The organism is Streptomyces sp. NBC_00335 (assembly GCF_036127095.1).
Lineage (GTDB): Bacteria > Actinomycetota > Actinomycetes > Streptomycetales > Streptomycetaceae > Streptomyces.
In genome coordinates this window covers 5,159,960-5,173,412 of sequence record NZ_CP108006.1, presented here as the reverse complement: position 1 = coordinate 5,173,412, position 13,453 = coordinate 5,159,960, and the positions used below count along the sequence as shown (strand labels likewise).

The window sequence follows — 13,453 nt, the reverse complement described above, 5'->3', positions numbered from 1 at the left end:
CCGTCTCCGGGCACTCGGCCAGCCGACCGCCCGGAGGCTGGGACGAAAAAGGGCCTGAATGCCCCTCTTACAGGACATAGGACCCTTGATCATCGGTCTTTCGGAGGCTCCGTCAGACCGGAGGCATCCGCACACAGCACCGCCCGGCGCGAAGGGGGTTGCGCGCCGGGCGGTGGAATTGCGTGGTGGAACTACTGCGCGTCGCGAAAGCGGACACGACCGTTCTCGCAGGTTTCAGCCGGGGTTCAGCTTCGGCCGTGGTCCGGCCTCGGCCCGAGTCCGACTTCGGCCGGAGTCCGGATTCAGCTGAGCTTGAGCTTCTGGCCCGGGAAGATCAGGTCGGCGTCCGAGACGATGTCCTTGTTGAGCTCGTAGAGCTTCTCCCAGCCACCGGTCACGTTGTTCGCGTCGGCGATCGCACCCAGCGTGTCGCCGGACTTGACCGCGTAGGAGCCGTTGCCCGTCTTGGGGGCCTCGGTCTTCGGCGCGGCGGCCGGACGCTCGGAGCGGGTGGTCGGAGCCTCGACGCGCTCGGTCGCCTTCTTCGACTCGACCTTCTTCTCCTGCTTCTTCTCCTGCTTCGGCTGGGTCTTCGGCTTGGAGGGTGCCTCCGCCGAGCCGCCGGTGTAGGAGGAGTTCGACAGGCCCACGCCACAGGACGGCCAGGCGCCCTTGCCCTGGCCCTTGAGGACCTTCTCGGCGATGGCTATCTGCTGGGACTTCGAGGCCTGGTTGGCCTGCGAGGCGTACGCCTTGCCGCCGTACGCGGCCCACGTGGAGGACGAGAACTGCAGGCCGCCGTAGTAGCCGTTGCCCGTGTTGATGGACCAGTTGCCGCCGGACTCGCACGAGGCGACGCGGTCCCACTCGGAAGCGGTCGCGGCCGAGGCGGTACCCGCGGCCATCAGCGGCGCGGCCACGGCGACACCGGCGACGCCGGCGAGCGTGACGATGCGGACGGCCTTGGAGCCACGACGGTGCTTGCCCTTGCCCGAAAGCAGCATGGAGTTCTCCTCACCGACGCCTACGAGGTGAGCTGTCGGGTTCGGGCGAGTGAGTGCCCGGCCGAGCGACCTAGCGCTCGACTTAACCCCTAGCCGGTTCCGTGACCGTCTCTCAACGGCCGGTTCCGGCGCCTACCTTGGTTCCCCCGCTCCTGCCTTCGGCGCTTTACGCGACGAGTGTTCCCTCCGTCCGCCGGCAGGATTCGGCGATGCGGTCGAAGGAGCCCGCGGTGGCGAGCGATTCAGAAGGTAGACAGGTCTCCCCCCGATGTTCAACGAGCGACATCGGGGGGAAACGTGCCTACTTGCGCTCCCCGAAAGGGCGTTTGCGCAGGTGAGGGCGGGGTTTGCGGAACCCTGCGGGCCGGACACGCCAGTTGACCTGAAGAGACACATGTCTCACTTACAGAAAACGGACAATCAGCTGGTTCCGGGCGCCTCAAGTGTCCCTATTGCTGCGTTAGATCCAGGTTCTGACCGGGCTTGATCAGGTCCGCATCGCCGCCGATGACCTGCTCGTTGGCCGCATAGAGACCCTTCCAGCCGCCCTTCACTCCGTTGGCGTCCGCGATCTCGATCAGGCTGTCGCCCTCCTGCACGGTGTACGTCGGTTCCGACGCGGCGTCAGCGGCGGCGGGCGTCTCGACGGCGGCCGCGCCGCGGTGCTTGCCGCCGCCCTCGGTCGCTCCGGGGGTCGCCGGAGCGGTCGGGGAGGCGGACTCGCCGGGTGCGGCCGGAGTCGTCGGGGCCGTGGGATCAACCGGGTTGACCGGATTTGCCGGGTTCGTCGGGTCTGCCGAGTTCCCCGGGTCGGACGGGGTGACCGGAGCCGTCGGGTCGACCGGCAGGGTCGGATCCACGGGCAGGGTCGGATCGACCGGCAGCGTCGGGTCCACGGACGGCGGCGCGGGGGTGGTGGGGTCCGCCGGGCTCGTGGGAGCCGTCGGGTCGCCCGGGAGGCCGGGAGTCGGCGTCTGGAGGTCCGGCGTGGGCATGACGGGCAGTTCGCCCGGCACGCCGATCGGATACTCGGGCAGGACCGAGGCCGAGGAGCTCGGACCCTCCTGCGACGGGGCCCCGAAGTCCGTGGACGTGCTGCCCAAACCGGTGTGGGGCACCGCGTCGTCCGGGCGGGACGGAGCGGGGGCGACGGATCCGGAACCACCGGGCAGGCCCGGGTCCACCACGGCGGCGGGCGCGTCCTGCGTCAGACCGGCCTGCACTCCGCACAGCGGCCACGCCTGGGGGCCCTGGGACGCCAGGACCCGTTCGGCCACGGCGATCTGCTGGGAGCGGCTGGCGAGGTCGGCGCGCTCGGCGAAGTCCAGTCCGCCGGCGCTCTTCCACTGCTCCTGGCTGAACTGCAGCCCGCCGTACGCGCCGCCTCCGAAGTTGGCACTCCATGTGCCACCGCTCTCGCACTCGGCGACCTTGTCCCATGTGGAGGTCTCCGCGGCGCTCGCGCCGGTGGCCGCGAGCAGCGGCAGGGCGAGTGCGGTGCCGGTGACTCCGGCAGTGACGACAAGTGCGGGCACTTGTCGGGGGCGTCTGTGGCGGCCGTTCCCGGAACGCATGAGGCTGCACCTTTCGCATAACGGCGGGGTAACGGCAGAACCTAGCGGCCTTCGAACGCCAGTCACAAGTTTGGGCAGCGAACTGACTTCCGGTCAGGGTGGTTTCAGCTGTTTTGGTGCTTTGATTCGGCCGTGAAGCGGACCGGAAGCGTCCGCAGCCCCCGCATGATGAGCCCGCCCCGCCACCGCAGCTCCCCGACGGGCACGGCCAGTTCCAGATCGGGCAGCCGCGTCAGCAGGGTCGCGAGCGCGGTCTGCCCTTCGAGCCGGGCGAGCGGGGCACCCAGGCAGTAGTGGATGCCGTGCCCGTAACCGAGGTGCTGGTTGTCGGCCCGGGAGAGGTCCAGGGTGTCCGGGTCCTCGAACCGTTCGGGGTCCCGGTCGGCTGCCGCCAGGACCACCAGTACGGGATCTCCCGCCGCGATGGCCTGGCCCCCGAGCTCGAAGGGCTCGGTGGCGAACCGCCAGGTGGCCAGCTCCACGGGGCCGTCGTAGCGCAGCAGCTCCTCCACGCCGGTGGCGAGCAGCCCGCTCTCGCCGGCGGCGAGGGAGAGCTGGAGGCGTTCGCGCTGCTCCGGGTTCATGAAGAGGGAGTGGACCCCGTTGCCGATGAGATTGACCGTGGTTTCGAACCCCGCAAACAGCAGGATGAAGGCCATCGCGGTGGCCTCGGCCTCCGTCAGGTGGTCGCCGTGGTCGCTGGCCCGGATCAGATCGGAGATCAGGTCGTCGCCGAGGTCGTCGCGCTTGCGGTGGATGAGCTCCCCGAGATAGGTGCGCATCTGCTTCACGGACCGGGCCACTCCGCCGCGCGGCCCGCCGCCGTGGCGGATCATCATGCCCGCCCAGTCGCGGAAGTCGTCCTGGTCCTCTCGCGGTACACCGAGCATCTCGCAGATGGCGTAGATGGGGAGCGGGAAGGCGAACTCGTGGATGAGGTCAGCCTCCCCCTTCTCCGCGAACTGATCGATGAGGTGGTCGGTCAACCCCTGCACCCTCGGGATGAACTCGGCGACCCTGCGCGGGGTGAACGCCTTCGACACCAGGCGGCGCAGCCGGGTGTGGTCCGGCGGGTCGATGTTGAGGAGGTGGGTCATCAGCTCGGCCTTGCGCTCGCCCGGGATCCCGGTCCGGCCCTTGGCGTGCGCGGAGCCTTCGTGGTGGGCCGGGTTCTTGCTGAGCCGCTGGTCGGCGAGGGCCTGGCGGGCGTCGGCGTACCGGGTGACGAGCCAGGCCTCGACCCCGCTGGGGAGCGTGGTGCGGTGCACGGGCGCGTGCTCGCGCAGCCAGGCGTACGCCGGGTACGGGTCGGTCGCGAACTCCCAGTCGAACAGGGTCGGCGGCGGGGCGGCTCCGTCCACGGACTGGTCGGCGGCGGGTTCTTCGGGGGCTGCGGAGGTCTGCTCGTGCACCCGGAGACCGTATCCCGCCCGCCGCCCATCACCCCATATGGCCTATTTATCGCGGCTGTCCGTAGATCGGCTCTGGCTTGACCTCACGTTCCCCGGCGTTCCTACTTTCGGTTTTGTGGATGTGAGGATCTTGAAAAGCAGCTTCGCGGTGGTGGAGAGACGGGCCGAGCATGCGGTCAAGTTCTTCTACTCCCACCTGTTCTGGCACAACCCCGGAGTCCGTGATCTCTTCCCGGCCTCCTTCGAAGACATGGAACGACAGCGGGACCGGCTCTTCGCCGCCCTCACCCATGTGATCGCCCACCTGGAGAACGAAACGCTCGTCCCCTATCTCCGCGACCTCGGCCGCGACCACCGCAAGTTCCTGGCGGGGCCCGAGCACTACGCGGCCGTGGGCACCAGCCTCATCGCCGCGCTCGCCGAGGCCTCCGGGTCCGCCTGGCACCCCCAGGCAGAAAAGGCCTGGTCAGAGGCATATCAGGTGATCGCCGACGCGATGATGGCCGGCGCCGCCGACAGCGACGACCCGCCCTGGTGGGACGCGGAAGTGGTACGCCACCTGCTGTACGGGCAGGACATCGGCGTCCTCACCCTCCGCCCGCACACCCCTTTCCCCCATCTCCCCGGCCAGTACGCGAGCGTGAGCAGCGACCGGGTCCCGACGACCTGGCGCACGTACTCCCTGGGGAACGCGCCGCGCGCCGACGGGACGCTCGACCTGCACGTCAGCCGGATCGAGGGGGGCCGCCTCAGCACCGCCCTGATCCGGGAGACACAGCCCGGGGACGTGCTGCGGCTCGGCGCGGCCGGCGGGCAGATGACCTTCCGCCGCGAGGACCGCCCGGTCAGCTTCATCGCCGCCGGCACCGGCTGGGCCCCGGTCCGCGCCATGATGGAGGACCTCGCGGAGCACCCTCCCGATCAGGACGTGCGGCTCTTCGTGGTCGCCCGGGACGCCGCCCACCTCTACGACCGCCCGCTCATCGACGAGTACGCGGCTTCGCTGGCCTGGCTGAGCGTCACCTACATCACCCCCGCCCCCGGTCAGCACCGCAACCAGGCCACCGACCGGCTGGCGACCGCGCTCAGCAACCGCGGGCTCTGGCCCGACCAGGACGTCTACCTCAGCGGTCCGCCGCAGTTCATCCGGGAGACCTCGTACCTCCTGGAGGAGCTCGGCGCCCGCCCCGACCGGATCTTCTACGACTCCGTACCTGCCAGTGGCAAGAGCCACGAGCCGGGAAACCGCCCGATGGGCTTCGGGGAGTGGTTCTTGAACCGGCCCGACCCGCACTGGCACAACCCGTCGGGCCGCGCCCCACGGGAGTACTGAGCGCGCTGGACGTTTTCCAGCGCGACGAGGATTGAACAACAGTTCCCATTTCTTCCAGTGGATATCTCGTATTCTCAGCAAATATCCTGATGCTGTGAAGAAGTTCAAGCCGCAGCTGGGCTTCACCGTCCGCGCGCACAAGCTCGCCCTGGACCCGAACGCAACGGCCAACCGCCGCCTGCATTCACACGGAGGTGGGGCGCGGGCCGCATACAACTGGGCGGTCGTGTACGTCACCACTGTGTGGTGGCAGCGTAAGGCTGAGCAGTCGTACGGCATCCCCGAGGACGAGCTGACTCCGTGGCGATCGTGGTCGCTGCCCTCGCTGCGGAAGGCGTTCAACGAGGACAAGCACAGCAACCCGCACTTCGCCGACTGGTGGGAGGAGAATTCCAAAGAGGCGTACAACACGGGCCTAGCCAACGCTTCAGCTGCGTTCGACAACTTCACGAAGTCGAAGAGCGGCAAGCGCAGGGGCCCGAAGATGGGTGTCCCTCGCTTCAAATTGAAACGGAAGGCACGCCTGACCTGCCGGTTCACCACGGGCACGATCCGCATCGAGCCTGACGGCCGGCACGTCACTCTGCCCAGGATCGGCACCGTCCGCATCCACGAGAACCGAGCCGACCTGCGAGCCCTCATCGACGCGGGGGACATGCGGATCCTCTCCGCGACCGCATGTCTGGACCGAGGCCGCTGGTTCGTGTCCCTTCAGGCCGAGCAGAAACACCAGCTCGGGAAGGTGGCTCGCCCGGACACGGCGGTCGGTATCGACCTCGGTATCAAAACGCTGGCCGTCCTCGCGGACAGCGATGGTGTCCTCAGCGAGGAACCCAACCCACGCCACCTCGACCGCGCCCAGAAACAGCTGCGCCGCGCCAGCCGGATCGCCTCCCGTCGGCGCGGCCCCGACCGGCACTCCGGGCAGAAGGCGTCGAAGCGCTGGGAGAAGGCCAACCAGGCCCGAAACAAGATCCATCACCGGGTCGCGAACCTCCGCGAGGACACCCTCCACAAGATGACGACCCGCCTCGCCTCCAAGTACGGCACGATCGTCGTCGAGAACCTCAACGTCGCCGGCATGGGCCGCAACCGCCGCCTGTCCCGATGTATAGCGGACGCCGCGTTCGGCGAGATCCGACGCCAGCTCACCTACAAAACCCGTCGGCACGGCACCCGCCTCGTCGTGGCCGACCGCTGGTACCCCTCCTCGAAAACCTGCTCCCGCTGCGGTGTGGTGAAAGCCAAGCTGCCCCTCAGCATGCGCGTCTTCGAGTGCGACAACTGCGGCCTCGTCCTCGACCGGGACACGAACGCCGGACGTAACTTGGTCGCTCTAGCGGCCCGCACGACAGGTACCGGAGCGGCCGGAGACCTGGACCCCGCCAAGTCGGAGTCGAAGCCCCGTGGAGCCAACCGCAAGACCCGCACCACCCGCCCGCGCCGCAAGGCCGGACCGGGGCGGGCAGGTGGCGCAATCCCCAGCCCCCGGGCCGGGAAGGAAACGGGTGACCGTCAACAGGACGCCAGCGCGCAACTCGCACTCTGGTGACCCGTTACGGACCATTCCGGTGGAAACACCGGGATTGCTGAGATCACTTGATGATCAAAGCAACGGCTACTCGCCGACGCCCTCGGCCGCACGGATCGCGTCCCGGTAGGTCCGGGCCGCCGCGCGCAGCGCGGTCTCGGGGTCGGTCCCCGCCGCCTCGGCGCGCGCCGCCAGATCCAGCAGTTCGTACCCGACGCCCTCCCCGCGGGGCAGTTCCACGGGCACCTCCCCCGCACGGGCACGGCCCGCCAGCTTGGCCGCGAGCGCGAGACCGGGCTGGCCGAGCGGGATCCCGTCGGTCACCGACTCCCGCTGCTTCTCCACCTGCTTGGTGCGCTGCCAGTGCGCGTTCACGTCCTCCGGGGTTTCCGCGGTCGCGTCGCCGAAGACGTGCGGGTGCCGGTGGATCAGCTTCTCGACGAGGGCCCCTGCCACGTCGTCGATGGAGAACGGCTCGTCCTCTTCACCGGGGCCGCCCTCCTCGGCAATGCGCGCGTGGAAGACCACCTGGAGCAGGACGTCGCCGAGCTCCTCGCGCAGTTCTTCGCGGTCCCCGGCCTCGATGGCCTCGACCAGCTCGTAGGCCTCTTCGATGGCGTACTTCGCCAGTCCCTCGTGCGTCTGCTCCGAGGTCCAGGGGCATTCGCGCCGGACCCGGTCCATGACCTGGACGAGGTCGAGCAGGCGCGCGCCCGGCAGATCGTACGAGCCCGGCAGCAGCTCCAGGTCCGGTACGGCGACCCGGCCCGAGCCGGCGAAGCGGGCCAGCCCGTCGGTGAGCCGCCGGTCTCCCTCGCCGCTGAGCAGGACGACGACCGTCTGCCCGCCGGCGCACTCCTCGATCAGCGCCTGGGCGTCCGGCGTCTCCAGGGCCACGTCGACGCCCGCCTCGCGGAGGTAGGGGAGCTGGACGTGGCCCGGGTCGGCGCACAGCACCCGGTCCGCGGCGTGCAGGGTCTGCCAGGCGGGCCAGGACAGCATGCCGGGGGCCACCCGGTGGCTGGTGGTCAGCAGCACGATGCGGCCGGTGGGCTCGGAGGACACGTCGTCAGTCACCCTCCGAACCTACCTCCCCCGGGCGAGCGGCTAGGCGCCGGCCGGGGGCTGCTCGGGCCGGGTGACCTGGGTGATCCACGGGGTCGAGTGCTCGCCGAGGGTGACCCGCTGGGGGTCCCAGACGCCGTAGCGCGGGTTGACCTCGATGCCGAGCTTGGCCGCGGCCTTCGCGGCGGGCTCGGCGAGCTTGCCCTCGCCGTACTTGGCGTTCAGCTTCTCGAAGAGCACCTGGTCGCGGACCCAGCGCTCGATCTGGTCGGGGGCGACGGCGGCCTTCTGCAAGATCGCCTCCTCGAAGGCCGCGGCCCCGCGGTTGCCCTCGTCGTAGGCCTTGCGGGCCTCCTGGAGGTCCTTGGGGGTGACGGTGATCCCGGCGTCCTTCGCCATCCGGTCGAGGATCCGGCTCTGCAGCATGGTGCTGAGCTTGACCCGGTCGAGCTGCGGGACGGCCGCGATGAGCTCGGCCGCGTGTTCGGAGCGGTTCTGTGCGGTGCGGACGTCGTTCACCTGGGCCTGGAGCGCGGAGGTGGTGATCCGTTCGCCGCCGATCACGGCCGCGGTGCCGGGGCGGGCTTCGCCCGAGCACGCGGACAGCAGAGGGGCCGCCAGGAGCAGGGCGGCGGAAACGGAGAGCGCTGTGCGACGGTGCAAAGGAGCCTCCAGGGCCGGGAGATTGTGCTTCGGTGCACAAGGGCCGTGCGGTGATCGATGTTATGCAGTCGGGGTGATCAGAGCCACTGGTTCGACCAACGATTCCGGGGGTGTTGGGGTTCGCGTCCACCGATGGTCATCCTTCGGCCCATCGGGAGTGCCAGGGTCGGCCCACCATGTCGACTCCGCACCGCTCCCCGCGCCGCCCCGGCCTGCTCGGCTCGGCACTCGCCGCCCTCGTCACGACGGTGGCCGTGTGCGCCGGAGACGCCGTGGCGCGCGTCTTCCCGTACGGGCCGCGTCACCGCAGCATCAACGACCTCGGCAATCAGTTCGTGCCGTTCCACGCGCACCTGTGGGACCTGCTGCACGGGCGGGCCGGGGGCGGGCTGCTGCTGAACTGGCAGTCCGGGTACGGGACCAGCTTCCTGCCCGACTTCGGGACCTATCTGACCAGCCCGTTCGCGGTCCTGGTGGGGCTGTTCCCGCGCCAGGACATCGACCTCGCGGTGTACGTGGTCACGGTGGTCAAGACGGCGGCCGCCGCCGCCGCGATGGCCTGGCTGCTGCGCACCCAGCGGCGCGGGCCGGCGTGGGCGGCGGGGCTGCTCGGGGCCTCGTACGCGCTGTGCGGCTGGTCGGTGATCGAGGCCTCGTACAACCCGATGTGGCTGGACGGGCTGATCGCCTTCCCGCTCCTGTGTCTGACGGGTGAGTGGGCGCTGCGCTCGCGCCGGCCGGTGGTGGCCGTCGTGGTGGTGGCGCTCTGCTGGACGGCGAACTTCTACACCGCCTACATGGCGACGCTGGGCGCGGTCCTGGTGCTGCTGGTCCGGCTGCTCCTCACCCGGAAGGGTGCGGCGCGGCAGCTACGGGTCCTGGTGCGGGCGGCGCTGACGACCACGCTGGGCGTCGCCCTGTCGGCGCCGGTGCTCGTCCCCCTCTTCCTCAGCTCGAAGCAGGCCTACCCGGGGTGGTCCAGGCCGTTCGAGCCGGTGGCGACCGAGGACCTGCTGTCCCGGCTGCTGCCCGCCACCTACTCCTTCTCCTCCCCCGCCCTGTTCATCGGCACCGGGACCCTGCTGCTCGTGGCGGCCCTGCCCTTCCACCGGGCTCTGGCGGGGCGGGATCGGCTGGTGTGGACGGGGCTCGTCCTGCTGGTGCTGCTGTCCTTCCAGTGGATGCCGACGCACCTGGCCTGGCACCTCTTCGCGACGCCCAACGGCAGCGCGTACCGGCAGACCTTCGTGCTGGCCGGGATCGTGGTGATGGCCGCCTGGGCGGGGCTGGCGGCCGGCCCGCCCGGGGCGCGGGCGCTGGCGGGCGGCGCGGCGGTCCTGGCGGTCGTGCTGCTCGCGGCGAGCGGGAGCACGCTCACGACCTCGTGGGGGCTCGCCCTCTTCGGCGGCGGCCTGGCCCTGGCGGGCTGCGCCTGGTGGGCGCTGCGCCACCGGCGCCTGGTCCTGCCGGCGGCGGCCGTGCTGGCGCTGGTCCTGCTGGCCCAGGCGGCGGCGACCACCGCCCAGGGGCATCGGGGCAAGCTGGGGGACCTGGACGACTACCCGGTGTGGGGCGCGGCGCACTCCGCGCGCGCCGGGGCCCTGGAGGACGCCGAGGGCTGGCCCGCGTACCGCACGGACGCCGGGCGGCCGGCGCTGACGGGCAACGACCCGATGCTGCTGGGCGGGGAGGGCGGCGCGTACTACAGCAGCCACACCCCGGACCTGTTCACGCGGACCATGGCGGCCCTCGGGGCGGGCTGGACCTCGCGCGGCCGCAATGTGCAGAGCATCGACAACCCGGTGACGGACGCCGTGTTCTCCGTCGGCGCCCGGCTGCAGCCCGACGGCACGGTGACCCGCGCCGAGGTCCCGCCGCTGGTCACGGTCCGCCCGCCGGGCCCGGAACCGGTGTACGGGGCCTCGCCCCTCGCCAACCAGGAGCTGCTGCTGGGCGCGCGGGTCTACGAGGATCCGCTCTCCCCCGGGGTCTGCCGGGCGGGGACGGAGGCCTTCCTGTGGGCTCCCGAGTACAACGGGACGGCCCGCCGCGCGGACGGCCCGGCCTTCCGGCTGAGCGCCCACACGTCGCGCAACAGGGCCGCCCTGCAACCCCTGGGGGTCTCCCGCGGCGCGGCCTCGGCGCTGGTCTTCGGGGAGGCGGCGCCGGCGCAGTGGCAGCTGTCCTGTCTGGACCGCTCCCTGCTGACGGCGGCCGTCGACCGGCTGCGCGCCACGGCGGCGGTGTCCGTGCGGGTCGGGTCCTCGGGCGTCCGTGCGGTGCTCCCGCCGGGCAGCACGGGCACGGCGGTGCTCTCCGCCCCCGCGATCGCGGGCTGGACCTGCAACGGACGCCCGGCCGCCTCCCGGCTGGGTCTGGTCGCGATCCCGCTGGACGGCCGCACCACCAGCGTGAACTGCACCTTCCGGCCCCCGGGCCTCGTCGCGGGCGCAGCGGTCGCCGCGGCGGCCCTGCTGGTCCTGGCGGCCCTGCTGGGGCTGCCCGGCCGACCCGGACCGCTCGCGGCGGGCCGGCGGCGTCGGCGCGGGCCGGCCCTGCCGGAGGGCCGGCTCGACCTGCCCCGGCCCGGGCACCGGCACGACCTGCCCCGGCCGGAGCGTCAGCGGACCTGAAGCGGCCTGAGCCTCAGCGGACCTGACCCAGCCAGAGCAGGGTGCGCCGGACCTCCTCGGTGAAGGGGTGGTTCGGGCCGTGCAGGCGTTCCGCGTCGAAGAGGAGGCGGGCCAGGGTGTCGTGGGCCGCCGGGCGGTCGCCGAGGGAGAGCAGCAGGTGCGCTATGCGGCGGCGGACCTCCAGCGGGAGGCCCGGGTCCGGGTTCGCGTAGTGGTTCTCGAAGAGCGGCAGCAGCGCGCGGTACTCGGCGAGGGCGGCCCCCGGTTCGCCGAGCTGTTCCAGGCACTGGGCCGCGTCGTAGCGGAAGCGCAGGGACTGCGGGTCGCCGGCCGGGAACTCCTCCGCGAGCCGGCGCAGTTCGGGCAGGGCGCGGCGGTACTGGCCGTCGTCCATCAGCGTGGCCGCGTACTGCTTGCGCAGGGAGCGCACCACCGGCGAGTGCGCGCCGTGCTGCTCGGCCGCCGCCGGGAGGATGCCGCCGAGGATGTCGACCGCCTGGGTGAGCCTGCCCTGGTCGAGGAGCTTCTTGGCCTCCTCCACGGCCGCCGGGACGTCCGGCCGTGCCGGCGGGGGCGGGGTGGCCGGCCGGGGCGGGATCACGTGGGCGCGGTCGGGCCAGGGGGCCTGCGGGCGCAGGAAGGGCCGGGTCGGGTCGAGGGGGCCGGTGGGGGCGCCCGAGCCGTGGTGGGGCAGCAGCGGCACGAGGGAGGCGTACACCGCCTGCGCGGAGGCGGGCCGGTCCTGCGGGTCCTTGGCCAGCAGGCTCAGGAGTACGGCCTCCAGCTGCTGCGGGACCTCGGGGCGCAACTGGCGCACCGGGAGCGGGGGTTCGTACAGGTGGCGGTGGAGCACCCCGAGCGCGGTGGAGCCGGCGAAGGGGACGTTGCCGGACAGCAGCTCGTACAGGACCACGCCGAGCGCGTAGAGGTCGGTGTGCGGGCCGACGGCCCCGCCCATGGCCTGTTCGGGGGCCATGTACGCGGGGCTGCCGATCGGCGAACCGGTGCTGGTGAGGCGGGTGGTGTCGGTGTCCATCACGGAGGCGACACCGAGGTCCAGGACCAGCACGGTCCCGTCGGGGCGGACCATGACGTTGCGCGGCTTCAGGTCCCGGTGGACGATCGGCACCGCGTGCACCGCCGACAGCACCGAGCACAGCTGCGCGATCACCGAGACCGCCCAGGGCCACGGGTACGGGTCGTGCTCGGCGAGGTGGTCGGCGAGGTCGGCGCCCTCCACGTACTGCATGACGAGGTACAGCTCGTCCCCGTCACTGCCCGCGTCGTGCACGGTGACCAGCCCGGGGTGGTCCACCTGGGCGGTGACCCGGCATTCGCGCACGAAGCGCCGGCGCAGCTCCTCGGCCACGGAGCCGGGGCCCGCCACCTTGTCGGGGCGCAGCAGTTTGACGGCGACGCGGCGGTCCAGTCGCCGGTCGTACGCCGTCCAGACCTGGCCCATGCCGCCCTGGCCGAGGATGGTGGCGAGCTGGTAGCGGTCGCCGATGAGCCGTTCCGTCACGGGCGGGGGCCCTCGTTGTGGGGCGGCTGCTGCTTGCGCAGGAGCTCGCTGAGCTCGTCGAGTTCGGCGCGGACCTGCCCGATGCGCGGGGGCGGGGTCGGGGCGGGCGCGGACTCGGGGGCCTGCTGCGGGGCGGGCTGCTGCGGCTGCAGCGGGTGGTGCTGCGGGGTGGTCTGGGCCATCGGCGGGTATCCGTAGGCGGGCCCGGTCTGCTGCTGGGGCGGTACGTAGGGGGAGGCGGGCGGCGGGTACCAGCCGGCGGCGGGCTGCGCCTTCTGCGCCTCGAAGTGCCGGATGTCGGCGACGAGGTAGTAGATGCACACCGCGAGGCCGTTCAGGAGCGTGCCGAAGGCTCCCGCGTTGCCCTGCCAGGCGCTGGCGTCGGGGGTCGGGTCCGCGCCGATCAGGGCCAGCGACAGGACCTCGGCCGCGCCACAGGCCGCGAGCAGCCACCAGTCCCGGGGTTTGCGGGTCACGAGCGCGAGCCGCAGCATCGTCCCCCAGGCGAGGAACCCGCAGCTCAGGATGGGCAGCAGCGCGAACAGTACGCGCAGCGCCACCACGCCCCCGGTACTGGGCTGGTGACCGTGGGGCGGCGGGGTGCCGGGGCCGTGCATCGCTGCTCCTGACGGGCCGTGCGGAGGAAGGGCGGAGAAGGGGCTGAGAAGGGCTGGGAAGTGCGGAGGATTCCGGCTCTGAGGGTATACAGCGTTCCC

Annotated in this window: 10 protein-coding genes and 1 riboswitch; of the genes, 3 read left to right on the top strand and 7 right to left on the bottom strand. The window is 71.7% G+C overall.

Features of this window, described 5'->3' with window-relative positions:
* Window positions 1-302: 302 nt before the first annotated feature.
* The 3 genes from OHA37_RS23350 to OHA37_RS23340 form a co-directional block, all read right to left on the bottom strand.
* Entirely contained in the window at window positions 303-1,004 is a 702-nt protein-coding gene (locus OHA37_RS23350; protein ID WP_266908148.1) for a LysM peptidoglycan-binding domain-containing protein, read from the bottom strand.
* A gap of 2 nt (window positions 1,005-1,006) precedes the next feature.
* Window positions 1,007-1,178, bottom strand: a riboswitch (cyclic di-AMP (ydaO/yuaA leader).
* Window positions 1,179-1,453: 275 nt separating this feature from the next.
* On the bottom strand, window positions 1,454-2,578 hold the full coding sequence (locus OHA37_RS23345) for a LysM peptidoglycan-binding domain-containing protein (RefSeq protein ID WP_266908146.1): 1,125 nt from the start codon (window positions 2,576-2,578) through the stop codon (window positions 1,454-1,456).
* Window positions 2,579-2,682: 104 nt separating this feature from the next.
* Entirely contained in the window at window positions 2,683-3,990 is a 1,308-nt protein-coding gene (locus OHA37_RS23340) for a cytochrome P450 family protein (protein WP_443046204.1), read from the bottom strand.
* A 148-nt stretch (window positions 3,991-4,138) separates the two neighbouring features.
* Here OHA37_RS23340 and OHA37_RS23335 point away from each other — a divergent pair, with 148 nt between their 5' ends.
* On the top strand, window positions 4,139-5,323 hold the full coding sequence (locus OHA37_RS23335; protein WP_323182358.1) for a globin domain-containing protein: 1,185 nt from the start codon (window positions 4,139-4,141) through the stop codon (window positions 5,321-5,323).
* Between the two features lie 31 nt (window positions 5,324-5,354).
* Window positions 5,355-6,875: an IS607 family element RNA-guided endonuclease TnpB gene (gene tnpB, locus OHA37_RS23330; protein WP_266908143.1), complete on the top strand. Its 1,521-nt coding sequence runs from the start codon at window positions 5,355-5,357 to the stop codon at window positions 6,873-6,875.
* A gap of 66 nt (window positions 6,876-6,941) precedes the next feature.
* On the opposite strand, the gene OHA37_RS23325 is transcribed toward tnpB, so the two are convergent.
* Together OHA37_RS23325 and OHA37_RS23320 are read right to left on the bottom strand one after the other, a co-directional pair.
* Window positions 6,942-7,931: a nucleoside triphosphate pyrophosphohydrolase gene (locus tag OHA37_RS23325; protein WP_443046203.1), complete on the bottom strand. Its 990-nt coding sequence runs from the start codon at window positions 7,929-7,931 to the stop codon at window positions 6,942-6,944.
* 30 nt (window positions 7,932-7,961) lie between these two features.
* Window positions 7,962-8,582 carry a SurA N-terminal domain-containing protein gene (locus OHA37_RS23320; protein WP_266908142.1) on the bottom strand — a complete coding sequence of 207 codons (621 nt, stop codon included), beginning with the start codon at window positions 8,580-8,582 and terminating at the stop codon, window positions 7,962-7,964.
* A 176-nt stretch (window positions 8,583-8,758) separates the two neighbouring features.
* Here OHA37_RS23320 and OHA37_RS23315 point away from each other — a divergent pair, with 176 nt between their 5' ends.
* Entirely contained in the window at window positions 8,759-11,215 is a 2,457-nt protein-coding gene (locus tag OHA37_RS23315) for a YfhO family protein (RefSeq protein ID WP_266908140.1), read from the top strand.
* A gap of 13 nt (window positions 11,216-11,228) precedes the next feature.
* Here OHA37_RS23315 and OHA37_RS23310 read toward each other — a convergent pair whose 3' ends face one another.
* Complete coding sequence (locus tag OHA37_RS23310) at window positions 11,229-12,737, bottom strand: serine/threonine-protein kinase (protein ID WP_266908138.1); 1,509 nt, start codon at window positions 12,735-12,737, stop codon at window positions 11,229-11,231.
* On the bottom strand, window positions 12,734-13,354 hold the full coding sequence (locus OHA37_RS23305) for a hypothetical protein (protein ID WP_266908136.1): 621 nt from the start codon (window positions 13,352-13,354) through the stop codon (window positions 12,734-12,736). The genes OHA37_RS23310 and OHA37_RS23305 overlap by 4 nt, the downstream gene beginning before the upstream one ends.
* Between the last annotated feature and the right edge of the window lie 99 nt (window positions 13,355-13,453).